The sequence below is a fragment of the Streptomyces sp. NPDC041129 genome, from assembly GCF_055592265.1.
This window is the reverse complement of the sequence record NZ_JBVIYV010000001.1, coordinates 479,746-502,754: the sequence shown is the minus strand read 5'-3', so window position 1 is coordinate 502,754 and position 23,009 is coordinate 479,746. Positions and strand designations below refer to the sequence as shown.

Genomic DNA, 23,009 nt, shown 5'->3' with positions numbered 1-23,009 from the left:
GCGGCCCTTCGAAGATCGGCGCGAACAGCCTGCCGTCGGGCGGTGTCCGGCGTCAAGCGCGGTCGGCTGGTGATCAACTGCGCATTGGGGAAGTTGAGTTGACATCGATGGCACGGTGCAAACGACACCCCTATAGTGACCGCCGTCCCCGTACGTGACCGCCAACCACCGCCCCGAGGAGGGCTGTTGTCAGCGCACCGCGTCACTCTGCCCGTCCGCTCGCGGACCGGGGCGGGTGGCTGATGGCCAGGGAGGGAGCCCGCCCCGCCTACGATCCCGCCGGTCACGACGGCGCCCTGCGCGGCGCCCTGCAGGATCTGCGCACCGGGCGCTGGATGGCGATGCGCACGCTGCTCGCGGACACCACGAGCCCGTGGCAGTGGACCCAGCGCACCCAGATCCTCGCGGCCGCGGCGGCCGGCACCGACGTGGTGCGGGCCTGGCTCGCGGAGGAGCCGCACAGCGTGCCGGCCGCGGTGATGCACGCCCGGGTCGGCGTGGAGCGGGCCCTGCGGGCGCGGCGCGAACGGCACCTGCGGGCACACGAGTTGTGGATCGAGGCCTGGGACGCCGCGCAGTCCGCCGCCCAGACCGCCCCGGAAGACCCGGTGCCCTGGGTGTGCCTGCTGGCGCTGGCCCAGCTCGACCCGGAGCAGCGCTGGCCGGAGCACCGGACGCCGCCGCCGGAACCCCTGCTGCCGCCGGGCCCCTGGGAACTGCTGGCCGAGGCCGGCAAGCGCGACCCGCACAACCGCGAGGCGCACCACCGGATGCTTCAGTTCCTGTACGCCACCGCCGCCTCCGACCGGCTCGCCGAGGCCGCCCGCTACACCCGGTGGGCCGCCGCCCCGGCGCCGCCCGGCTCCGCCCTGCACGTGCTGCCGCTGTACGTCCGGGTCGAGCGCTACCGGCGGGCCGCAGGCCACGACGCGGCGCTCGACCTGCACTGGGTCGCGGATGACGCCGCCCGTGAGGCGGCGCGGGCGCTGCACTCCTGGTTCGAGCACGCGCCCGGGAGCGAACGCTCCCTGCTGGACCTCAACCACCTGGCCCACGCGCTGTGGGGTGCCCAGCGGTTCGCCGAGGCCCGCCGGGTGTTCGACGCGATCGGCCCGTACTTCACGCCGTCGCCCTGGATGTACCGCGCCCCAGACCGCGGCCCCGCGGTGGAGGTGTTCCTGCGGGCCAGGGACCGCTGCCGCGCGGCCGGGGAGGATCTCGGCTCCCGCCCCTGACGCTCCCCCTCGTTTCCCCCCTCCCGGAGGTTTCCGCATGTCCCCCGCCCCCGATCCGTCGCCCTCCCCCGCCCGGCCGCAGCACGACGAGGAGCAGCGGCTGCGCGAACTCGGCTACCGCCCCGTGCTGGCCCGCCGCATGGGCGGCTTCGGCAACTTCGCGATCAGCTTCTCGGTGATCTCGATCCTGTCCGGCTGCATGACCCTGTACGGCTTCGGCCTCGGCACCGGCGGGCCGGCCGTGATGCTGTGGGGCTGGGCGGGCGTCGGCCTGTTCGTGCTCTGCGTCGGCCTGGCGCTCGCCGAGGTCACCAGCGCCTACCCGACCTCCGGTGCCCTGTACTACATGGCGGACCGGCTCGGCGGCCGCCGCTGGGGTTGGTACACGGGCTGGCTGAACCTGCTGGGCCTGCTCGGCGCGATCGCCGGCATCGACTACGGGGCCGCCCTGTTCACCGGCGCGTTCGCCAACCTCCAGTGGGGCTTCCAGCCGACTCCCGGCAGGACCATGCTGATCTTCTGCGGCATCCTGCTGCTGCACGCCGTGCTGAACCTGTTCGGCGTCCGCCTGGTCAGCCTGCTCAACTCGGTCAGCGTGTGGTGGCACCTGGCCGGTGTCGCGCTCATCGTCGGCGCGCTGGCGATCGTCCCCGACCACCACCAGTCGCCGTCCTTCGTGTTCACCGAGTTCGTGAACGACAGCGGGTGGTCGAGCCCGCTGTACGTGGCGGCCATCGGCCTGCTGCTCGCCCAGTACACCTTCTCCGGCTACGACGCCTCCGCGCACCTGTCCGAGGAGACCTCCAACGCCTCGGTGTCCGCGGCGAAGGGCATCGTGCGGTCCATCTGGGTGTCGTGGATCGCGGGCTTCGTCCTGCTCGCCGGACTGACCTTCGCCATCCAGGACTACGACGCCACGCGGGCCACGGCGACCGGGGTGCCGCCCGCGCAGATCCTGCTCGACGGCCTCGGCACCGACGGGGCGAGCGTGCTGCTGCTCGTCGTCATCGTCGCCCAGTTGTTCTGCGGGAACGCCGAGGTGGCCGCGGCCAGCCGGATGGTGTTCGCGTTCAGCCGGGACGGCGCGCTGCCGGGCTCGCACCTGTGGCGCAAGGTCAGCAGCCGTACCCAGACGCCGGTCGCGGCGGTCTGGCTGTCGGTGGTCGTCGCCGGTGTGCTCGCCCTGCCGTCCCTGTACTCGGCGACGGCGTACGGCGCGGTCACCGCCATCAACGTCATCGGCATCACCCCGGCCTACGCCATCCCCGTCCTGCTGCGGCTGCGCGCCGGCGACCGGTTCCGGCCGGGTCCGTGGAACCTGGGCCGGTGGAGCAGGCCGGTCGGCTGGATCGCGGTGGTCTGGGTGGCCTGTGTGACGGTCCTGTTCTGCCTTCCGCAGTCCTCGCCGGTCACCGTCGACACGATGAACTACGCGGCCGTGGCCCTGGTGGTCGTGCTCGTGCTGGCCAGCATCTGGTGGTACGTCGCCCGCCGTTCGTACGGCACGCCCACCACCGCGGCCTACGGTGACGAGCGCGACCAGGCCGAACTCGCGGAGGGCATCGTCTGATCCGCGCCGTCCCGGTGCGAACCGGGCTGCCGGATACGGCAGGATGAGCGATCGCGCCGCCCGCCGACGACGTCGGTGGCCGGCGCGATCGCACATGTACGGACCACGAGCAGGTGACAACGTGACGAGACTTCACTCCAGGCTCCGCACCGCCCTTTCGCACCCCGGAGGTGACCGGTGAACCGTGCGCTGACCCTGCACGACCTGGTGCTCGCCGGCATCGCCGTGGCCGCGGGGCTGCTGCTGGCCTTCCTCTCCCGCACGGTGCTGCGCTGGCTGGGCAAGCACGCCGAGCGGACCCGCTGGAGCGGTGACGACGTCATCGTGGACGCGCTGCGCTCCGTCGTCCCGTGGTCGGCGATCGCGGGCGGCGCCGCGGTGGCCGCCGCGGTGCTGCCGCTGACCCGGACCGTGCAGCACCACACCGACCAGTTCCTCGAGGTGTGGCTGATCCTCGTGGTGACCGTGTCCGCGGCCCGGGTGATCGCGGGCCTGGTCCAGTCGGTGACCCAGTCCCGTTCGGGCGTGGCCGGTTCGGCCACCATCTTCGTGAACATCACCCGGGTGCTGGTGCTGGCGATCGGCTTCCTGGTGGTGCTGCAGACGCTCGGCGTGTCCATCGCGCCCCTGCTCACCGCCCTGGGCGTCGGCGGTCTGGCCGTCGCGCTGGCCCTGCAGGACACCCTCGCCAACCTCTTCGCGGGCATCCACATCCTCGCCTCCAAGACCGTGCAGCCGGGCGACTACATCCGGCTCAGCAGCGGCGAGGAGGGCTATGTGGTGGACATCAACTGGCGTCAGACGACGGTCCGCCAGCTCTCCAACAACCTGGTGGTCGTCCCCAACGGCGAGCTCGCGAAGAGCAACATGACCAACTACACGCGTCCCGAGCAGCAGTTGACGATCCTGGTGCAGGTGGGTGTGAGCTACGACAGCGACCTCGACCACGTCGAGCGCGTCACCCACGAGGTCATCGCCGAGACGATGACCGGGATCACCGGCGCCGTCCCGGACCACGAGCCCGCGATCCGCTTCCACACCTTCGGCGACTCGCGCATCGGCTTCACGGTGATCCTCGGCGTGGGCGAGTTCAGCGACCAGTACCGCGTCAAGCACGAGTTCATCAAGAGCCTGCACCGCCGCTACCGCGCGGAGGGCATCCGCATCCCGTCCCCGACCAGGACGGTGGCCCTGCAGCAGGGCGCGGTGGTGATACCGCAGCAGCGCAGCGGGGAGGAGCACGCGCCGGCCGTGGCCGAGTAGGGCCCGAGGGCGGCGGTGGGCATACCCTCGAAGGGCCATGTCCTCTCCGCCGCCGGATCCGGCCGCCCGCTCCCTCGACGAACGGCTCGACACGATCGCGCGTCAGCCATTCCGGGCGAAGTTCCGCCTGCGCGGCCGGGAGCTGGCCGTCGCCACGCAGAAGGGGCCGGCGACGATCCGGTGGCACGCCTACGACCTGATCGCCGCGCGGCTCGCCCCGGCCCAGCCGCACAAGGACGGCAGGCAGACGCCGTACCGGGGGCATCCGGTGTTCGTCGCCCAGCACGCCACCGCGACGTGCTGCCGGGGCTGTCTGCAGCGCTGGCACGGCATTCCCCGCGGGCGGGAGCTGAGCCGCGCCGAGCACGTGTACGTGGTGGACGTGATCTGCCGGTGGATCGAGCGCGAGGTGGCGGGCGGCGCCGGGCCGGACGCCGCCCGCCACGGCTGATCAGAGCGTGGCCGAGTTCTCGTGCCAGTGGCCGCCGCGCTTGCTGTGCGGGGCCGCGAAGGAGGAGGCGACCGGGTTCACCGTCCAGTCGGGGTGGCCGGGCATGCGCGGCGTCTTGGTGCCGTAGAGCCAGTCGCGCAGGAAGCCGGACTGGTCCTGGCCGGAGACCTCGGAGGCCACGTCGATGTAGTCGGTGGTGGTCGCCGAGTAGTCGCGGAAGCGCTCCAGGAAGGTGCGCTCGACGGTGTTGAACACCTGCTCGCCGACGAGCTGCCGGAAGGCGTACAGGACGAGGACGCCACCCAGGTAGCGCTGGCTGTCGAAGAGGTTCACCGCGTTCGGGGACGCCACCGGGCCGGAGTCGTGGCGCCACTGGTCGCCGCGCGCGTAGGTGTCCTTCATCCGGGCTTCCATGCTGGTCAGGCCGAGGGAGTCGGCCCAGCCGCGCTCGTAGCGGTAGAGCAGCCCGTAGTAGTCGGCGTGGCCCTCGTTCAGCCACAGGTCGGCCCAGGTGGCGGGGCTGACCAGGTTGCCGAAGTAGGAGTGGACCAGCTCGTGCATCATGTGCGAGCCGATGCTCTTCTCCGGCTGGAGCAGGAAGTTCGGCTTGTACAGGGTGAGGGTCTGCGTCTCCAGGCCGGTGAAGTCGAAGGCCGCCGGGTCGTCCGAGTTGCACGGCAGCAGGCCGTACGTCTCGAACGGGTAGGCACCCAGCCGGTCCTCCAGCCAGGTCACGAGGCCGGGGGTGAGGGCGAGGGCCGGCTCCAGGGCGGTGGCGCGGGCGGCGGGCACGACATCGCGCAGCGGCAGGCCGTGCGGGCCCTGGCGGTCCTTGATCACGTAGTCGCCGACGGTGATCTGCACGACTTCGGTGGCCATCGGGGAGACCGAGCGGTACGAGTACGCCGTGCGGTCGCCGCTCAGCGTCTCGGTGCCGGTGAGCAGGCCGTTCGCCACCGCGCGCAGGCCGCTCGGGACCGTGATGCGGAAGGTGAAGTCCGCCTTGTCCGAGGGGTGGTCGTTGCACGGGAAGACGGTGTGCGCGGAGTTCGGCTGCGGGCAGGTCGCGAAGCCGTCGGGCGTGGGCACCCAGGCGGTGTGGGCGAGGACACGGCGCGGGTCGGCGGAGTAGGCGACGGTCACGGTGGCCAGCGCGTCCGGCGGCAGCGCCGTGGCGGGTGTGATCCGCAGCTTCTCGCCCACCTGGGCGAAGGCGGCGGCGGCGCCGTCGACGGACACGGTGCGTATGTCCAGGCCGAGGGCGTCCAGCGAGAAGCGGCTGAGCGGGCGGTCGACGCGTATCTTCACCGTGGCCGTCGCGTCGACCTTCCTGGCCTTGGCGTCCCAGGCCACGTCCAGGTGGTAGGACGTGGCTCGGTAGCCCTTGTTGCCGAGGGTGGGGAAGACGGGGTCACCGAGGGTCTCGGGGCCGAGGACGGCCGCCGTGCGGGCCGTCCTGTGCGCCGCCGCGCCGGGGCCCGCGGGGCGCGCCTGGGCCGGGGTGCCCGTCGTCAGTGCCGCGGCGGTGCCGATCAGGGCGGCCGCCGGGGCCGTCACTCTGGTGCGATATCTCATGGTCCGCTTTCGCTCGGGCGGCCGGGTGGTCGGATCCGGCCGCCGGTCGGAGGCGATCACGCGTGGTCAGTGGTGATCGTTTGTCATGACCACATGAAGGCGGGATCGGTTGCCCCGGGGCGGCACGAATTTCCGGCCGGGACCCCTGTCGAGCCGGACCCGATCACGAGATATCTTGATGTCGAGCAATGTTGCAGACGTGGAGCGGAGCACCCGGTGACTGACTCGACCATCATCTACACCTACACAGACGAGGCCCCGGCCCTCGCGACGCACTCCTTCCTGCCGGTGATCCAGGCGTACGCCTCGCAGGCCGGTGTGCCCGTGGAGACCCGCGACATCTCGCTGGCCGGGCGCATCATCGCCGTCTTCCCGGAGTACCTGAACGAGGACCAGCGCATCCCCGACGCGCTCAGCGAGCTGGGCGAGCTGGCCAAGACGCCCGCCGCCAACATCATCAAGCTGCCGAACATCTCGGCCTCCATCCCGCAGCTCAAGGCCGCCGTCGCCGAGCTGCAGGGCAAGGGCTACGCGCTGCCGGACTACCCGGACGACCCGAAGACCGACGAGGAGCGCGAGATCCGCGCCCGCTACGACAAGATCAAGGGCTCGGCCGTCAACCCGGTGCTGCGCGAGGGCAACTCCGACCGCCGCGCCCCCGCCTCGGTCAAGAACTACGCCAAGACCCACCCGCACCGCATGGGCGCCTGGAGCTCCGACTCCAAGACCGACGTGGCCACCATGGGCGTGGACGACTTCCGCTCCACGGAGAAGTCCGTGGTGATCTCCGAGGCCGGTGCGCTGCGCATCGAGCTAAAGGGCGACGACGGCTCGACCACCGTCCTGCGCGAGTCCGTCCCGGTGCTCGAGGGTGAGGTCGTCGACGCCTCCGTGATGCGCGTCGCCGCGCTGCGCGAGTTCCTGACCGCGCAGGTCGCCCGGGCCAAGGAGGAGGGCGTCCTGTTCTCCGTGCACCTGAAGGCCACGATGATGAAGGTCTCCGACCCGATCGTCTTCGGCCACGTGGTGCGCGCCTTCTTCCCGAAGACCTTCGCGAAGTACGGCGAGACCTTCGCCGCCGCCGGCCTGACCCCGAACGACGGTCTGGGCGGCATCCTCAAGGGCATCGAGTCGCTGCCCGAGGGCGCCGAGATCAAGGCCTCCTTCGACGCCGAGCTGGCCGAGGGCCCCGCGCTCGCGATGGTCGACTCCGACAAGGGCATCACCAATCTGCACGTGCCGTCCGACGTCATCGTCGACGCCTCGATGCCGGCCATGATCCGCACCTCCGGCCACATGTGGGGCCCGGACGGCCAGGAGGCCGACACCCTCGCGGTCCTGCCGGACTCCTCGTACTCCGGCGTCTACCAGGCCGTGATCGACGACTGCCGTGCCAACGGCGCCTACGACCCCTCCACCATGGGCTCCGTCCCGAACGTCGGTCTCATGGCGCAGAAGGCCGAGGAGTACGGCAGCCACGACAAGACCTTCGAGATCCCGACCACGGGCACCGTCCGCCTGGTCGACCAGGCCGGCAACGTCGTCCTGGAGCAGACGGTCTCCGCCGGCGACATCTTCCGCGCCTGCCAGACCAAGGACGCCCCGATCAAGGACTGGGTGAAGCTCGCCGTCACCCGCGCCCGCGCCACCGGCGACCCGGCCGTCTTCTGGCTGGACGAGACCCGCGCCCACGACGCCAACCTGATCGCCAAGGTCGAGCAGTACCTGACGGAGCACGACACCCAGGGCCTGGACATCCGCATCCTGCCCCCCGTCGAGGCCACCAAGCTGTCGGTGGAGCGCATCCGCCGCGGCGAGAACACCATCTCGGTGACCGGCAACGTGCTGCGTGACTACCTGACCGACCTCTTCCCGATCCTGGAGCTGGGCACCAGCGCCAAGATGCTGTCGGTCGTCCCGCTGATGGCGGGCGGCGGCCTGTTCGAGACGGGCGCCGGCGGCTCCGCGCCGAAGCACGTCCAGCAGTTGGTCAAGGAGAACTACCTGCGCTGGGACTCCCTCGGTGAGTTCTTCGCCCTGGTGCCGTCCTTCGAGCAGTACGCGGCGGCCACGGGCAACACCCGCGCCAAGGTCCTCGCCGACACCCTCGACCGCGCCACGGCGACCTTCCTCAACGAGGACAAGTCCCCGACCCGTCGCCTCGGCGGCATCGACAACCGCGGCAGCCACTTCTACCTGTCCCTGTACTGGGCGCAGGAGCTGGCCGGCCAGACCGACGACGCCGACCTGGCGAAGGCGTTCGCCCCGTTCGCCGAGACCCTCGCGGCCGACGAGCAGAAGATCGTCGACGAGCTGATCGCCGTGCAGGGCAGCCCGGCCGACATCGGCGGCTACTTCCAGCCGGAGAAGGCCAAGGCGGACGCGGTCATGCGCCCGTCGGCCACCTGGAACTCGGCCCTCGCGTCCCTGAGCTGAGCTCCGCGGCGGTTCAGCCGCCGCCATGAGTGATCCTCCGCCCCGGCCGGTGCACCCGGCCGGGGCGGAGGCATGCCGGGGCCGGTGCACCGCCCGTCCGTCCCGGTCCGCCGCCGGTGCGGGGGGCGTTGTCAGTGCCGTGTGGCACCTTGATCGTGCACCGTCCGACCGACGCCCGTGGAGCAGCCCGTGCCCTCGTACAGCCCCTCGTTCGAGCTCCTGCCCGGCGCCGCCGAGTCGCCCGTGCTGCTGCACGTGCCGCACTCGTCGCGGGCGATACCGGGTGACGTCCGTGAGGGGATCGTGCTGGACGACGCGGCGCTCGAGCGGGAACTGGACCACATCACCGACGCGCACACCGCGCGGATGGCGGAGCGGGCGGCGGCCCTCGCCGGGACCACCCCCTGGCGGTTCGTGAACCGGCTGTCCCGGCTGGTCGTGGACCCGGAGCGGTTCCCGGACGAGCGGGAGGAGATGCTCGCCGTGGGCATGGGAGCCGTGTACACCGGGACCACGCACCGCGGTGCGCTGCGGGCCGCGGACACCGACCCCGAGCCGCTGGTCGAGCGGTACTTCCGGCCGTACGCGCGCGCGATGACCGAGGCGGTGGCCGGGCGGCTGGCCGCGACCGGGCGCGCGATCGTGATCGACGTGCACTCCTATCCGCGCGAGGCCCTGCCGTACGAGTTGCACGGCGCCGGTCCGCGGCCGCCCGTGTGCCTGGGCACGGACGACCTCCACACCCCGTCCCGGCTACGCGCGGCGGCCCTGGAGGCGTTCGCGGGGTGCGGGGAGACGGGGCTGGACAGCCCGTTCAGCGGGACCTACGTGCCGCTGGAGTACTACGGGCGCGAGGCGCGGGTGAGCGCGCTGATGGTGGAGATCCGCCGGGACACCTACATGACCGAGCCCGGCGGCCCCGCGGGGCCGGGCCTCGAGGACGTTGCCGGGGCGCTGGCCGCGCTCGTGGACGCCGTGTAGCGGCGGGGCCGGCGCCGGTGCGGGTCCGGGCCCTCCGGCTGGAGCACTCCCGCAGGACAGCGGGCGGGGCGCGTACGAAGGTGGTGGGCATGACGGAGGAGATCACGCTCACCGGCCGGGCCGCACCGCCCGAGCGGGACCGGCCGCCCGTACGGGACTGGCTGCCGCTCGACCTGGACGGGACGGACTTCGACCCGGTCCTCGCCGGCCTGATGCGCGAGGGCCCCCTGACCCGCATCCGGCTGCCGTTCGGTGAGGGGTGGGCGTGGCTCGCCACCCGCTACGCGGACGTGAAGCTGGTCACCAACGATCCGCGCTTCGGCCGTGCCGAGGTGACCCGCCGTCAGATCACCCGGCTCGCACCGGACTTCGCCCCGCGCCCGGGCTCGCTGGCCTGGGCCGACCAGCCCGAGCACAACCGGCTGCGCAAGCCGGTCGCCGGCGCCTTCACGGTGAGCGCCATGAAGCGGCTGCGGCCCCGCGCGCAGCGGGTCCTGGACGACCTGGTGGACGACGTCGTGCGGGACGGGCCGCCGGCGGACCTCGTCGAGCGGGTGCTGGAGCCGTTCCCGATCACGGTCGTCAGCGAGGTGATGGGCGTGCCGCCCGCCGACCGGGAGCAGGTGCACGCCTGGACCCGGCAGATCATCTCCACCTCCGGTGGCGCCGAGGCCGCCCAGGCCGCGAAGACCGGCCTCTACGGCTGGATCACCACGGCCGTCCGGTCGCGCGCGCACAGCACGGACGAGGACGTCTACTCACTCCTCGGGGCCGCGGTGTCCCGGGGCGAGATCAGCGAGGAGGAGGCCGTCGGCCTCGCCGGGCCGCTGCAGATCGGCGGCGAGGCGGTCACCCACAACTGCGGCCAGATGCTGTTCCTGATGCTGACCCGCCCGGAGCTGATGGAGCGGGTACGCACCCGTCCCGAGGCGCGCGGCCCCGTGCTCGACGAACTCCTGCGTCACATCCCGCACCGCAGCACGGTCGGGCTCGCCCGGATCGCCCTGGAGGACGTCGAGGTCGGCGGCCACCGCATCGCGGCGGGCGAACCGGTCTACGTCTCCTACCTCGCCGCCAACCGCGATCCGGCCGTCTTCCCCGACCCCGACCGCATCGACCCGGACCGGCGCCCCAACCCACACCTGGCCTTCGGCAACGGTCCGCACTACTGCACCGGCGCCGTCCTAGCCCGGCTGCAGACCGAACTGCTCGTCGACACGATCCTGGCCCGGCTGCCCGGCCTGCGCCTCGCCGTTCCACCGGACCAGGTCCGGTGGCGGCACAAGACGATGATCCGCGGACCCCGCACCCTGCCCGTCACCTGGTGACCGGGACCGGGGCACGCCCGACACGTGCTCGCGCCTCGCCGCCCGCCCCGTCGCGGGTGGGGCCGGTCCCTCCCGCACGGCCGTGGCCCGCACGCCGGATGGCTGTGACCCCGCACGCAGACACCGGGGACTCGGCCTCGCCCCGCCGCCACCGGCGCCGCCGCGACGCTCGGCGTTTCGGCCACCGTGGTTCCAGCCTCCGCCCCCGGCACCGCACGGGTCGATGCAGTCCGCACGTTCCGGCGCGCGCTCAATCGTGGGGATACCGACGCGACCGAAACACATGTGTTCGGAAACTCGGGCTGATTCGTTGAGCCGTACGAACCAGCCGCACAACCGTCGAGGGGGACCACGTTGACGGCCGACACACAAGAGCAACCGACCATGGCCCGGCGGCTGCCCGCGCCGGCTCACCGAAGGCCGAGCCGGCGTGGGCCGGGAGGCGTCCGATGAAAAGGTTCTTCGGACGCGTGCGGCTGGCCGAGCCGGAGGTCTCCGACGCCGAACGGGAGCTGTTCGGCGGCCCTCTGCGCTACGACATGGGCTGGTCGGAACACGAGAGCGCCCGACTCGACCTGACGATGTTGTCGGCCCTGCGCTCCATGCCCGCGCTGGTCGGGGCGACGTTGCGAATGGCGTGGCAGGCGGACCGCCGCGCTCTGCTCACGGTCGCCATCAGCGAGATCGGGCAGGGCCTCGCCGCGGCCGTGGGGTTGCTCGCGGTCAACTCCGTGATGCACGCCCTGCTCGGTTCGGGCAGCCCGGGGCAGCGGTTGCACGCGGTGCTGCCGGGCCTGCTCGCCGCCGCCGGAGCAGCCGTGGTCAACTCGGGCCTCGCCGGATGGTCCACCTCACGGGCGGGCCGTCTAGAACCGCTGGTCGAGCGGATCGCCACGACCCAGTACCTGGCCGCCGCCGCGTCGGTGGAGCTGGAGGCCATCGAGGACCCGGAGTTCCGGCGCCTGATCGACGTCGCCCAGTACGGCGCCGGATCCGCCCGCCGCATGATCGGCGCCTGTGTGGCCGCGCTGAACGGGACCATCTCCCTGATCTCCACGGCCGGCGTGCTCACCATCCTCCACCCGGTGCTCCTGCCGATGCTGGTCCTGATCGCGGCGCCGCGCGGCTGGGGTGCGATGCGGGTGGCGCAGGAGCGGTACGTGTCGGTGATGAGCTGGATCGAGCACGTGCGGGCCGCCCGGCTCATCGGCAGCCTGCTCACGGAGCGGAGCGCCGCGCAGGAGGTGCGCATCCACGCCGTCGGCCCCTTCCTGCTCAGCCGCTACGAGCGCATGGCCGAGAGCGCCGAGGCCGAGCAGGAGCGGCTGGCCGCCGGCAAGGCCGTCACCGAGTGGGTGGCCGCCGCGCTGTCCGGCCTCGGCATGGCGGCGACGTACGCGGCCATGTTCCTGCTGATCTCGAGCGGACACATGAGTCTGGCCGTGGCCGGGACCGCCGTCATCGCCGTGCGGTCGGGTTCGGCCGGACTGGGCGCGCTGGTGATGAACGTGAACCAGTTGCACGAGGAGTCCCTCTACGTCCGCGACCACGCCCGGTTCCTGGACGAGGCGGCACGGCGCATCATTCCCAGCGGGGGCGATCCCGTTCCGCCACGGGTGCGGGAGGTCGTCCTCGACCGGGTCGGCTACCGCTATCCGGACCGGGAGACGCCCGCCCTGGACGGGGTCTCACTCACGCTGCCCATGGGCTCGGTCACCGCGGTGGTCGGCGAGAACGGCTCCGGCAAGAGCACTCTGATGAAGGTGTTGTCGGGCCTGCTCCTGCCGCAGAGCGGGACCGTGCGGTGGGGCGATGCCGAGATCGCCTCCCTGGACCGCTCAGCGGTCTTCGACCGGGTCGCACTGCTGACCCAGGACTTCCAGCGCTGGCCCGTCACGGCGGCGTTGAACATCCGGATCGGCCGGCCCGGCCACGAGGCCGGTCCCGAGGACCTGCGGCCGTCCGTCGACTACGCGGGGGCCGGACCGGTCATCGCGAAACTCCCCGACGGCCTTCGCAGCCTGCTCGCCAGGATGTTCCGCGGCGCCAGCGAACTCTCCGGCGGCGAGTGGCAGAAGATCGGGCTCGCCCGTACCCACTGGCGCGGCACGACCTCGGATGCCGACAGCCTGCTCATCGTGGACGAGCCCACCTCGGCCCTCGACCCGGAAGCCGAGATCGCCGCCTTCGACCGCATCCGCGGGCTCGCCGCCCCGAACCGCGCCGTCGTCCTGGTCACCCACCGCATGTCCGGCGTCCGCCACGCCGACCACATCCACGTCCTGCACAACGGACGACTCGTCGAGCACGGCAGCCACGCCGAACTCATGGCAGCCCGAGGGCGTTACGCCTCGATGTTCGACGCGCAGGCCGCCCAGTACGCCCCGGCAGTCACCATCCCCCGCCCCGGCTCCCCCACGGTCGCGAATCCCGCGTGACCCGCGAGGAACAACTCCGAGGGCAGGCCGACCGCCTTCGAACCGACCGGCGCACGCACCGGGAAGGCCGCCCACACCGGCCCGCGGGACGCACGGCCCCGCCCGTCGGGCGCCGGACCCGGTTCTGGCTCCGGCGCCCCCCGGCCCTCAGGCCCGCAGCCACTCCGTGACGACCACCTGGCCGTCGGTGCGGAGCCGCAGGGCGAACGGGCCGGTGGGTGGGGTGTCACTGGTGAAGCGGCCGAGAGTGTCGACGGTGACGGGGCGGGCCGCCTGGAGGCCGCCCAGGACCTCGACGCGGGCCGGGCCCGGGGGCAGTACCTGACCGATCAGGCCCTCCCCGGTGACCTCGATGTCGACGGTCAGGCCGCCCGCGCGGAAGGTCAGCATTCGTGGCGCGTCCGGTACTCCCCTGACGGGCAGCGCGTCCACCAGCGAATCGAAGGTCAGCTCGGCGATGTCCGCGTCCAGGTCGTGCAGCGCGTAGGCGGCCAGCGCGAGTTGGCGCAGTTCGGCCGGGACCGGGTCCAGCACGGCGGCCGCCTGGCGCAGTTCCTCCTCCAGCAGGCCCCCGTCGAACCCGGCCTCGTCGAAACCCTCTTCGGTGAGGGCGTCGTCGTCGTGGATGCCGCTCATGCCGCCTCCCGTGCGTCCATCCGGGCCCGTAGCCGGCGCAGACAGCGCTGGCGCAGCGGGCCGATGCTGCCGACCGCGATGCCGAGCGCGGCCGATACCTCCAGATAGCTCGGCGGCGGCGAGGCCATCAGCACCCGCAGCAACTGCCGGCAGCGCTCGCCGAGCGCCTCGAACTCCTGCCACAGCCGGCGGATCCGCTCGGCCTGCGCGGCCTCCTCCTCGGAGTCGATCAGCGACTGCTCCGGCGTCCGTTCCTCGCTGGCCCGGTCCAGCACCTGCGGGTCGTCCGTCAGCGTCAGCCGGGTCAGCCCCTTGAGCACCTTCAGGCACTCGTGCCGGGCGGTACTGGCCAGCCAGGAGCCCGCCTTGTCCGGTTCCCGGAGACGGTGGAGGTGCTGGGCGAAGCGGAACCACACGGTCTGGTAGACCTCGTGCGCGTCGGCGTCGGAGAGCCGGTGTGCGCGCACCACCGACCACACCAGCGGACTCAGTCCCTCCACCAGCGCCTTCCAGGCCGCCGCGTCACCGTCGACCGCGGACCGGACCAGCGCGCCGACCTCTGTACGGTCCACGGCTCCACCCCTCGTGTACGGCACGTCATCGTACGCCGTGGAGGGGAGCGTTCCGGCCCTCATACCGGCCGGACCGGGATCGAGACGGGGGTCGGCCGCCAGGTGGAAGGCCGCAGCACCGGTACGTGCGCCCCGCGCACCTCGGCGGACTCGGTGACCGAGCCGAGCAGTTGGGCCCGGGCCGCGCGCGGGTCGCGCTCCTTGTGCGCCGTCATGTGGGCGGCGACGAGCCCGGCGACGACCGGGGTGGCGAAGGACGTGCCGCTCCACTGCGCGAGGCCGTCGAACATCACCTGGTCGGGTTTGCCGGCGGAGCTCTCCCGCGCCTCGCTCAGCACGCCCGTGTGCCGCGGGTACTGGCAGGTGCAGACGTACCCGAAGCCGTACCGGCAGGCGTCGTAGGTGGAGTGCTGGTAGACGTACGGCACGGGTGAGCGGAAGCCGGTGAGGGCGCTGGTGAGGCGCTCGCCGGGGGCGTAGACCCGGACCCAGGGGCCGTGGTTGCTGAAGCAGGCGCCGGACTCGCCGTCCCCGCGCAGCGCGCCGACCGACAGCACGCAGTCCTCGTACTCGGGCAGGGCGGCGTAGGCGGCCGGCCAGAACGGGTTGTCGCTGGCGTTGTTGCCGGCGGCGGCGACCAACAGGGTTCCCCGCTCGCGCAGTTCCCGCATGAACGCGTCGAGGCCGAGCAGGCCGTCGGTGCGGCCGTTGGACGTGCCGGCCGAGAGGCTGATGATGTCGGGCCAGCCTCCACGGTCGACGGCCTCGAAGAGTTTGGCGCCGAACTCCGACTCCAGGACGGCGCCCGCGTCGGCGAGCGTGCCGCGCACGGTGACGTCGGTGTTGGGGGCGACGGCGGCGACGATTCCGGCGATGAACGTGCCGTGCCCGACGTACTGCCGCAGCGCGCCGTCGGGGCCGGTCTCGCTGACCTGCGGGTCGCCGGCGGTGTGGGCGAGCAGTGGGTAGGAGCCGTAGTCCCGCACCAGGCCGGTGTCGATGACGAGGACGCCGACGGCGGTGTCCGGATCGTACGGGGCCTCCACCGGGGCCGGGTTGGGCGGCTCGCTGCGCGGTGCGGGGACCGGCTCGTCGCCGGGGCAGGCGTTGACCGCGATGTGCACGACGTGGTTGCGGCTGACCAGGCGGCGGCCCCGGCGGCCCTCGGCCTCCCGCAGGGCGCCCAGGGCGTGCGGGACGACGTCATCGCCGAGGGTGGGGTCGCCGACCCGGATCCGCGTGACGCCGGTGCGGTTGGTCTCCGGGCCAGTCCGGCGCACATGGTCCGGGACCAGGCCCTGGGTGTCGGTGAAGTGGCCGCGCACGGTGTCCTCGACCAGCCGGGCCTCCTCGCCGTCGCGGGCGAGCACGACACCCTTCTCGTAGAGGAACTCCGCGGCGTCGTCCGGCCCCATGGCCAGGGCGGTGCCGGGCATCGCGCGCTGGATGTGGTCGAACTGTTCGTGGAATCGCTGAGGTGCCATGGTGTGTCCTCCCCCTGAGACGTTCTCCGACAGTCAGAGTCGCCCGGCGACCGATTGATACAGCTTGACGCAGCCGGTGGGCGCGGCGGGTACGGCCGCGAGTGACAACGGCGAACCCGTGGGGCGGGTTTGCGCAGGCCACTACCATGCGAGGCGTGACAGCGGGAAGCGAGTCGGTCCTCGAACTGCTGCCTATGGTCTTCGCCGACCCGGGCGAGGCCCGGGCACGCGCGGAACACGTGCTGCACACCGGCCCGCCGCCGCTGCACGCCAGCGTCGCGCACCAGGTGCTCGGCATCTGGCAGCGGGACTTCGGCGATCTGAGGATCGCCCTCAGGCATCTGCGCCGGGCCCGGGACCTGGCGGCGCGCGCCGAGTCGGCGGAGCGGGAGGCGGACGTGCTCGCCACCCTGGGGGTCGCACTGGTGCACGCGGGGCGCACCAGGCAGGGGCTGGCGTCGTTCGAGCGGGGGGTCGCGCGGGGCAGCGGACACACCAGGGCACGGGTGCGGTACCGGCGGGCCTACGTGTGGTGGGTGCTGGGGCATCACCGGGAGGCGCTGGAGGACGTACGGCGGGCGCTTCCGGCACTGCGGCAGGCCGGCGACGGGATCTGGACCGCGCGGGCGCTGACCCTGCGGGCCACCGTGCATCTGGCGCTGGGCGCGGTGGACCGGGCGGTCGCGGACTTCACGGCGGCGGAGCGGCTGTGGGACACCACCGGCCAGGAGCACGACAAGGCGGACGCGGTGGAGAGCCGGGGCCTCGCCGCGTTCCGCTCCGGGGACATCCCGGCCGCGCTCCGGCTGCTGGACGAGGCCGAGGAGCGGTACGCCAAGCTCGGCACACCCACCTTCATGCTGTCCGTGCGGCGCTGCGAGGTGCTGATGGCCGCCGGGCTCGCCCCCGAGGCGCTGGCCGAGGCGGACACCGCGATCGCGCTGCTGGACCGGATCGGCGGGCAGTCCACCCGTAAGGCGGAGCTGCTGCTGGCCGCCGCACGCGCCGCCCGCTCGGCCGGGAAGGACGACATCGCGACCGACCGCGCCGCCCACGCGGTACGCCTGTTCGCCAGGCAGCGGCGGACCTGGTGGGAGACGCACGCCCGGCTGGTGCTGACCGAGGCGCGGGCGGCGGCGGGGCCCGGGTCGGGCCGGCTGGTCGCGGACGCGGCGCGGGTCGCCGAGCGGCTGGCCTCCTTCGGCTCGCCGGCCGCGCCGGAGGCCTCGCTGCTCGCCGGGCGGATCGCGCTGAGGCTGGGCCGGACGGCGGACGCGGAGCGGCATCTGGCGGCCGCGGCGCGCAGCCGGTACTCCGGTCCGCCGCCGGCCAGGGTGACGGGCTGGGTGGCGCAGGCGCTGCGCGCCCGGGCGGCCGGTTCCGGGCGCGGTGTGCTGCATGCCTGCCGGCGGGGCCTGGCCGTGCTCGACGACCACCGGATGACACTGGGCGCCTCCGAGCTGCGGGCCCGTGCCACCGCGCAGGGGGCCGAACTGGCCGCGCTGGCCCAGGAGGTGAGCCTGGCGCACGGCGGCCCGCGGCGGCTGCTGACGTGGAGCGAGCGCTGGCGGGCGACCGTGCTGGCCGCGCCGCCCGCCCGGCCGCCCGCCGATCCGGCGCTGCTCGGCGGCATCACCGCCTACCGGGAGATAGCGGCCCGCGCGGAGGAGGCGCGGATGGAGGGCCGCCCGGTGGCCACTCTGGAACGCGAACAGCGGCGGCTGGAACGGGAGATCCGCTCCCGCACCCACCACATGCGCGGCGATTCCCCCGGCGACGGCGACCGCTTCGACACGGCTCGGCTGCTGGACCGTCTCGGCGACGCCCGGCTGGTCGAACTCGCCGTGGTGGACGGCCGGGTGCACATCCTGCTCTGTGGGCGGGGCCGGGTCCGGCGGTTCGCGGGCGGGGCGCTCGCGGAGGCGGTGGCCGAGGCGGAGCACGTGCAGGCCGGGCTGCGCCGGCTCGCGCATCCGGGCGGCGAGGCGCGGCTGCCGCTGGTGGAAGCGGCGGGCCGTCGCCTGGAGGAGCTGCTGCTGGGCGGTGCCGCGGCGCATCTCGGGTCCGGCCCGGTGGTGATCGTGCCGCCGGGCGCGCTGCACCGGGTGCCATGGGCGCTGCTGCCTGCCCTGCGGGAGCGGGTGCTCAGTGTGTCGCCGTCGGCGGGCAGTTGGCTGCGGGCCCGGGAGACGGCGCCGCCGCGCGGCGGGCGGCATGTGCTGGTCCGCGGCCCGGGTCTGGCCACGGGTGGCGCGGAGGTGCCCGAGCTGGCCGGCCGGTACGGTGCGGCGGCGACGGTGCTGGAGGGGCGGGCGGCGCGGGTGCCCCGGGTCCTGGAGCACTTGGACGGCGCGGCCCTCGCGCATCTCGCCGCGCACGGCACGTTCCGCGCGGACAGCCCGCTGTTCTCCGCTCTGCGGATGGCCGACGGGCCGCTCATCGTGCACGACTTCGAGCGGCTGGCCCGCAGCCCCTACCGGATCATCCTCTCCAGTTGCGACACCGCCCGGCTCGCCTCGGTCGGCGCGGACGAACTGCTGGGCCTGGTCACCGCGTTGCTGCCGCTGGGCACGGCCGGGGTGGTGGCGAGCAGCGCGCCGGTCAACGACGCGGCCGTGGTGCCGCTGATGCTCGCCCTGCACAAGGGCCTGGACGCGGGCCTCTCCCTGGCCGAGTCCCTCCTTGACGCCCGCGCCACCCAGCCGGGCGACGCGGTCCACCAGGCGACGGGGTGGGCGTTCGCGGCGTTCGGGGCGGCATGAGGCGGAGCCCGCACGCCGGGTGAGCTCTCGCGGTCAGGCGGGCTCCGCCGCCGGCGAGTCCGTGAGGCACGGCAGTGCGCCGCGGTCGCTCGCACCGAGGCGGGCGTAGGCGCCGTACAGGTGGTTGCCGACGGTCCGGACGGAGAGCGTGAGTCGCTCGGCGATCTGCCGGTTGCTGAGGCCGGACGCGGCGAGGGCGACGATCTGCCGTTGCCGTGCGGTGAGTTCGCCGAGGACGAGCCCGGAGAGCGCCGGTGTGCGGGCGCCCTGGCAGCGGCGGGCCAGTGCGAGCGCCCGGGTGCGGGAGAGGCGGGCGGCACGCGGGTCGCGGTGGGCCGGTACGGCCTGTGCGTGTGCCTCGGCCGCGAACAGCAGGAAGCCGCGCTCCGCCAGCGCCTCGGCGGCCCGGTCAAGGGCGGGGCCGTCGCCGCGGGCGAGCGCGTCGGCGTGCCGGGCGAACACACCGTCGCCCGGCAGCCGCCCCGTGACCCGCTCCGGCGCCCCCAGCCGCACGGCGTCGTAGAGCGCCGACGTCTCGTCCCCGGCGATCCGGTCCAGCGCGCCCCCGACGTCGCCCCGTGCCGCCGCGGCCCACACCCCCGTCCCCCTGATGTCGCCGAATTGATTTGCCGCTAAGTCGAGTTCGGTACGGCAGCCGCTGTCCTCCGGTGCCGCGCGCAGGCCCTCGCGCGCCCATGCGGCCGCCTCGCGCAGCTCTCCGCGCAGCCGGGCGTACCGGGCGCGTACGGCGGCGTACCCGCCCGGGACCGGCAGCCCCTCGGACAGCAGCCAGTCGCCGACCGGTGTCGGCACGGCCCTTACGTCGTGTCGCTCCAGCCGCTTTTCCAGCGTGGTTCGTTCGGCCGAGAGAGCCGGCCCGCAGCGGTCCGGGGTGCGGGCCAGCCGGCGTGCCCGCAGCGGGCCGGCGGTGGCGCGCAGGACCGGTCCGTGCAAGGGGTGGGCGAGGGTGACGGTGCCGTGGTCGTCGACGTCGATCAGCCCTTCCTGCTCCAGGCGTTCGAGCACGTCCAGGCCGAGGACGTCCAGGGCGAGCGGCAGGGGCCCGGCGAAGGCGAGCCGGTGCAGTGTCTCGCGCTCGTCGGGGTAGGGCCGGTCGAGGACGGCGGCCAGCCGCTCGCGGACGGTCGCGGTGACCGGGACCGGTCCGCGCCACGCCCACCCGCCGCCGCCCGGGACGGCGGTCAGGGCGTCGGAGCAGTGCAGCGCCCCCAACAGGTCACGGAGCAGCCGCAGATCACCCTGGCACAGCCGGTGCAGCCGTCCCATGGTGAGCGGTTCGAGCCCGGCCGCGGCGAGGAGCCGGTCGGTGTCCTCGCGGGGCAGCGGCGGCAACGGCAGGCGCGGCAACAGCTCCCCCGTCCACAGTCTGGAGACGGCGGCGGGCGCGGGCGCGCCGTCGGTGGCGGTCACCGCCAGCCGGGTACCTGCGTGCACGGCGAGCTGGTGGACGAGCGCGGCGGAGGCCTCGTCGAGCAGATGAGCGTCGTCGACGACGAGGAGGCGCACTCCGGACAGGAGCCGCACCGCGCGGTGCAGCGAGGCGGTGTCGGGCAGCAGGTGTGCGAAGGCCGCGAAGCGCAGGCCACGGATCTCGGGACTTCCGGTCACCCGGGCGCAGTCCAGGCCCCGGACCGCCTCCTTGACCAGCCGGGTCTTGCCCCGGCCGGCCGGCCCGGTCACCACGATGCCCGGCCTTCCTGCGGCCAGTGCCCGGCGGACCAGATCCAGTTCGTCCTCCCGCCCGGTGAACGGCCAGGGCAGTTCCAGTGTCTTCGCGTCCTGTTCGTGAGTCGTCACACGAACAGGAGCGCTCCTGCTCAGTTCTGATACAGGGCGACTTGAGTACCCCTCTACTCAGGCGCCCGGCCGACCGGATACGGCACTCTGGCGGTCCAGGCCACAGTCGGGCACAGGGGGAGCGGTCGGGGGACGTCACCTTCGGGGGAGGGAGACGTCCTCCGGCCTCGCCATCGTGTCCCCGGCGCGGCGCGATGGGCCGCGAGCGGCCTGGAAGTCCCGCTCCTGAAGCAGCGGTACGGCCCGGTCGGCCGACGGAGCGGTCCCGTCGAGGTGAGCGGCGAAGGCCGGGTGGGCGGCCAGCCGCCGGGCGTAGCCCCACAGCACCGGGTGGCCGGCGAGGCGGTGCACGGCCGGGGCGTCGAGACGATCACTGTGCACGGTGTCCAATTGGACCAGTGCCACCCACAGCTCGACGTCGGCGGCGGTCAGGCGGCCGGCGACCAGGAACTCCTCGCCCGTCAGGTAGCGCTCCAGCCGGCCCAGCGTGTCCAGCAGGCGTTCCAGTGCGGAGGCCCGGTCGGCCGGACCGGCGTCGGCCCGGCCGGCGCGTCGCGCCGCCCGCTGGATGTCGTCGGCACAGAGCCGCTCCACGGCCTCGATCTCGCTCTCGGCGCCGCTCGGGTACAGCGAGGCACGGCAGTTCGGGCGGAGGCGGTCCAGGTCGCGGAGGATCTCCGGAGCGTGTGTGCTGACGATGCGTCCGGACCAGTCGTCGCTGAGCACCGGCGCGAGGGCGGGCCCGGTGTAGTGGTGCGCGCTCGCCTCGTACAGCGGGCGCAACGCCGAGTGCCCGCCGTCGGGTTGGTCCGGTTCGGCGGGCAGGAAGGTCACCGGACAACTGCCGTCGAGCCCGAGCAGACGGTGGCCGACGGCAAGGCGCAGTCCTTCGGGAGACCCGGTCGACAGATGGAGCCGGTAGCGGTGCGGGACGGCGTAGTGGCCGCTGCGCGCGTCCTGCCCGATCCGGCCTCGGAAGGCGGGGGCGGGGCGGCGGAGCGACGGGACGGCGGCGAGCGGAGCGATGGACATGCGTCTCCCCTGGTGCGGGCGCGCGGAGGCGTGCGCGGCGAATGCGGCATGGGTGCGACGAGGGCGCGGGCTTACCGGCTCGGCGTACGGCGGTCAGCGGTCAGCGATCAGCGATCAGCGGTCAACCGTCGGAGGAGAGCGGTCGGAGGTCGGCTGCCGGCCGAGCCGTCGGCCGTCGCCTCACCGTCACCGGCTGTCAGCGGTGCAGGCCGATCGCGCTGCAGACGCGCAGCAGGTCGATGTGCAGGCGGGAGGTGAGAAGGGGTGCGTGGGGCGGCGTGCGGCCCGCTCGGCCGGCCACCGTCTCGAGGCGCACCATGATTCCCTACCCGTTCGCTGGGATTCCCTTTCCCTGGAGTGTCGATCCGGCGTGCCGCGACGTCAAGAGGACGTCCACACGGCGGACCCGCACGGGTCACTCGAACGCCACACTGCACTCGTCGGCCGACCGGCCCGGTGCTGATGTGGAGGGACGTACCGCGCTCTGAGGAGGCCGCCGCGATGGACCGTCCGTCCCGCCCCGCACGTGCTCTCGCCTCGGCGCTGGCGACGGGGACTCTGCTGGTCACCGCCGCCTGCGCGGGCGACACCGGATCCCCGGAGGCCGCGCCCGCCTCCCCGGCGGCGAGGCAGCAGTCCCCGTCCTCCCCGTCCCTGTCCTCCCTGTCGACGTCGTCCTCCCCTTCCGCGTCCTCCCCCTCCGCGTCGGCCTCGCGGGCGCTGACCACGAACGGGGCGAAGGCCGCGCTGATCACCGAGGCCGACCTCGAGGACGCGTGGACGCAGGTGAACAACGCGTCGAACTGGCGCGACAAGCTGCTGGTCGGCAAGGTCGACGTCGCCTCGTTCCTGAACGGCGAAACCGGTTCCCAGGACTGCCAGAAGCTGCTCGACAGCCTGTACTCCGACACCCTGCTGGGCCGGCCGGTCGGCGCGTCGGCGCTCACCGGCTTCACCGAGGGTGACGCCCGGCTGCTCTACCAAGTGGGTGACTACGGCAAGGGATCGCTGGAGAAGTCCCTGGACTGGATGAAGAGCCTCACGGACACCTGCGACCAGTTCACCGTGACCGGCTCCGACGGCGGCAAGCGGACGGTGCAGGTCGTGAGCAGTTCGCTGCCCGCCGTGGGGGACGGCAGGCAGGGCCTCACCCTGACGGTTCGGGGCACCTCGGACGGAGAACCCGTCACGCTGAAGCTGGATGTGGCCGCCGTCCGGGTCGGCTCCTCGGGGATCCTGGTCACCAACGGCGGCCCGTCCGGCGTCGACCACGACAGCACGGAGACGGCGGTCCAGCAGGGCACCCAGCGGTTGCAGCAGGTGCTGGCCGGCAAGACCCCGTCCCCGACCCCGACCACGCTGGACTGACGGCCCGCAGCGCGACCTCGCCTTCGCCGGGGGTCTGTCCCGACACTGCGCCATGTGACA

17 protein-coding genes are annotated in these 23,009 nt (G+C 73.4%); 10 read left to right on the top strand and 7 right to left on the bottom strand.

The features are described 5' to 3' along the window. Positions 1-242: 242 nt before the first annotated feature. The 4 genes from ACZ6B1_RS02200 (at position 243) to ACZ6B1_RS02185 (ending at position 4,519) form a co-directional block, all read left to right on the top strand. On the top strand, positions 243-1,235 hold the full coding sequence (locus ACZ6B1_RS02200) for a hypothetical protein (RefSeq protein ID WP_468774117.1): 993 nt from the start codon (positions 243-245) through the stop codon (positions 1,233-1,235). 37 nt (positions 1,236-1,272) lie between these two features. Beyond that, positions 1,273-2,805, top strand: a complete 1,533-nt coding sequence (locus ACZ6B1_RS02195; protein WP_468774115.1) for an amino acid permease — start codon at positions 1,273-1,275, stop codon at positions 2,803-2,805. Between the two features lie 177 nt (positions 2,806-2,982). Beyond that, positions 2,983-4,068 (top strand): mechanosensitive ion channel family protein, encoded by a 1,086-nt coding sequence (locus ACZ6B1_RS02190; RefSeq protein ID WP_468774113.1) that lies wholly within the window; start codon positions 2,983-2,985, stop codon positions 4,066-4,068. Positions 4,069-4,105: 37 nt separating this feature from the next. Then, positions 4,106-4,519, top strand: coding sequence for a DUF4186 domain-containing protein (locus ACZ6B1_RS02185; RefSeq protein WP_468774110.1), 414 nt, complete (start codon positions 4,106-4,108; stop codon positions 4,517-4,519). On the opposite strand, the gene ACZ6B1_RS02180 is transcribed toward ACZ6B1_RS02185, so the two are convergent. Then, a complete protein-coding gene (locus ACZ6B1_RS02180; protein ID WP_468774108.1) occupies positions 4,520-6,094 on the bottom strand; it encodes a M1 family metallopeptidase in 1,575 nt (524 codons plus the stop codon). Positions 6,095-6,310: 216 nt separating this feature from the next. On the opposite strand from ACZ6B1_RS02180, the gene ACZ6B1_RS02175 reads away from it, so the two are divergent. From ACZ6B1_RS02175 to ACZ6B1_RS02160, 4 genes are all read left to right on the top strand, one after another. After that, positions 6,311-8,530, top strand: coding sequence for an NADP-dependent isocitrate dehydrogenase (locus ACZ6B1_RS02175; RefSeq protein WP_468774107.1), 2,220 nt, complete (start codon positions 6,311-6,313; stop codon positions 8,528-8,530). A gap of 189 nt (positions 8,531-8,719) precedes the next feature. Next, positions 8,720-9,511, top strand: coding sequence for an N-formylglutamate amidohydrolase (locus ACZ6B1_RS02170; protein WP_468774105.1), 792 nt, complete (start codon positions 8,720-8,722; stop codon positions 9,509-9,511). An 89-nt stretch (positions 9,512-9,600) separates the two neighbouring features. After that, positions 9,601-10,839 carry a cytochrome P450 gene (locus tag ACZ6B1_RS02165; RefSeq protein ID WP_468774103.1) on the top strand — a complete coding sequence of 413 codons (1,239 nt, stop codon included), beginning with the start codon at positions 9,601-9,603 and terminating at the stop codon, positions 10,837-10,839. Between the two features lie 449 nt (positions 10,840-11,288). Next, positions 11,289-13,277, top strand: a complete 1,989-nt coding sequence (locus ACZ6B1_RS02160) for an ABC transporter ATP-binding protein (protein WP_468774101.1) — start codon at positions 11,289-11,291, stop codon at positions 13,275-13,277. 147 nt (positions 13,278-13,424) lie between these two features. Here the strand turns inward: ACZ6B1_RS02160 and ACZ6B1_RS02155 are convergent, their stop codons facing one another. The 3 genes from ACZ6B1_RS02155 to ACZ6B1_RS02145 are packed head-to-tail and all read right to left on the bottom strand — an operon-like array spanning position 13,425 to position 15,969. Continuing rightward, entirely contained in the window at positions 13,425-13,913 is a 489-nt protein-coding gene (locus tag ACZ6B1_RS02155; protein WP_468774100.1) for a hypothetical protein, read from the bottom strand. Further along, positions 13,910-14,548: an RNA polymerase sigma factor gene (locus ACZ6B1_RS02150; protein ID WP_468774097.1), complete on the bottom strand. Its 639-nt coding sequence runs from the start codon at positions 14,546-14,548 to the stop codon at positions 13,910-13,912. Before ACZ6B1_RS02150 ends, ACZ6B1_RS02155 begins: the two co-directional genes overlap by 4 nt. Further along, on the bottom strand, positions 14,545-15,969 hold the full coding sequence (locus tag ACZ6B1_RS02145) for a S8/S53 family peptidase (protein WP_468774095.1): 1,425 nt from the start codon (positions 15,967-15,969) through the stop codon (positions 14,545-14,547). Before ACZ6B1_RS02145 ends, ACZ6B1_RS02150 begins: the two co-directional genes overlap by 4 nt. 146 nt (positions 15,970-16,115) lie before the next feature. Here ACZ6B1_RS02145 and ACZ6B1_RS02140 point away from each other — a divergent pair, with 146 nt between their 5' ends. Further along, positions 16,116-18,731: a CHAT domain-containing protein gene (locus tag ACZ6B1_RS02140; protein WP_468774094.1), complete on the top strand. Its 2,616-nt coding sequence runs from the start codon at positions 16,116-16,118 to the stop codon at positions 18,729-18,731. A gap of 33 nt (positions 18,732-18,764) precedes the next feature. On the opposite strand, the gene ACZ6B1_RS02135 is transcribed toward ACZ6B1_RS02140, so the two are convergent. The 3 genes from ACZ6B1_RS02135 to ACZ6B1_RS02125 all read right to left on the bottom strand — a co-directional run bounded on the left by ACZ6B1_RS02135 (position 18,765) and on the right by ACZ6B1_RS02125 (position 21,900). Continuing rightward, positions 18,765-20,549: a LuxR family transcriptional regulator AbsR2 gene (locus tag ACZ6B1_RS02135; RefSeq protein WP_468774092.1), complete on the bottom strand. Its 1,785-nt coding sequence runs from the start codon at positions 20,547-20,549 to the stop codon at positions 18,765-18,767. 135 nt (positions 20,550-20,684) lie between these two features. Further along, complete coding sequence (locus ACZ6B1_RS02130; RefSeq protein WP_468774090.1) at positions 20,685-21,581, bottom strand: glutathione S-transferase C-terminal domain-containing protein; 897 nt, start codon at positions 21,579-21,581, stop codon at positions 20,685-20,687. Positions 21,582-21,777: 196 nt separating this feature from the next. Next, positions 21,778-21,900, bottom strand: a complete 123-nt coding sequence (locus ACZ6B1_RS02125; protein ID WP_468774088.1) for a putative leader peptide — start codon at positions 21,898-21,900, stop codon at positions 21,778-21,780. Positions 21,901-22,082: 182 nt separating this feature from the next. Here ACZ6B1_RS02125 and ACZ6B1_RS02120 point away from each other — a divergent pair, with 182 nt between their 5' ends. Then, a complete protein-coding gene (locus ACZ6B1_RS02120; RefSeq protein ID WP_468774086.1) occupies positions 22,083-22,949 on the top strand; it encodes a hypothetical protein in 867 nt (288 codons plus the stop codon). Positions 22,950-23,009 lie beyond the last annotated feature (60 nt).

Coding starts and splice junctions, on each gene's coding strand:
- ACZ6B1_RS02200 (WP_468774117.1), top strand. CDS start 243: ATGGCCAGGGAGGGAGCCCGCCCCGCCTACGATCCCGCCGGTCACGAC.
- ACZ6B1_RS02195 (WP_468774115.1), top strand. CDS start 1,273: ATGTCCCCCGCCCCCGATCCGTCGCCCTCCCCCGCCCGGCCGCAGCAC.
- ACZ6B1_RS02185 (WP_468774110.1), top strand. CDS start 4,106: ATGTCCTCTCCGCCGCCGGATCCGGCCGCCCGCTCCCTCGACGAACGG.
- ACZ6B1_RS02180 (WP_468774108.1), bottom strand. CDS start 6,094: ATGAGATATCGCACCAGAGTGACGGCCCCGGCGGCCGCCCTGATCGGC.
- ACZ6B1_RS02165 (WP_468774103.1), top strand. CDS start 9,601: ATGACGGAGGAGATCACGCTCACCGGCCGGGCCGCACCGCCCGAGCGG.
- ACZ6B1_RS02160 (WP_468774101.1), top strand. CDS start 11,289: ATGAAAAGGTTCTTCGGACGCGTGCGGCTGGCCGAGCCGGAGGTCTCC.
- ACZ6B1_RS02155 (WP_468774100.1), bottom strand. CDS start 13,913: ATGAGCGGCATCCACGACGACGACGCCCTCACCGAAGAGGGTTTCGAC.
- ACZ6B1_RS02150 (WP_468774097.1), bottom strand. CDS start 14,548: ATGAGGGCCGGAACGCTCCCCTCCACGGCGTACGATGACGTGCCGTAC.
- ACZ6B1_RS02145 (WP_468774095.1), bottom strand. CDS start 15,969: ATGGCACCTCAGCGATTCCACGAACAGTTCGACCACATCCAGCGCGCG.
- ACZ6B1_RS02140 (WP_468774094.1), top strand. CDS start 16,116: ATGCGAGGCGTGACAGCGGGAAGCGAGTCGGTCCTCGAACTGCTGCCT.
- ACZ6B1_RS02130 (WP_468774090.1), bottom strand. CDS start 21,581: ATGTCCATCGCTCCGCTCGCCGCCGTCCCGTCGCTCCGCCGCCCCGCC.
- ACZ6B1_RS02125 (WP_468774088.1), bottom strand. CDS start 21,900: ATGGTGCGCCTCGAGACGGTGGCCGGCCGAGCGGGCCGCACGCCGCCC.
- ACZ6B1_RS02120 (WP_468774086.1), top strand. CDS start 22,083: ATGGACCGTCCGTCCCGCCCCGCACGTGCTCTCGCCTCGGCGCTGGCG.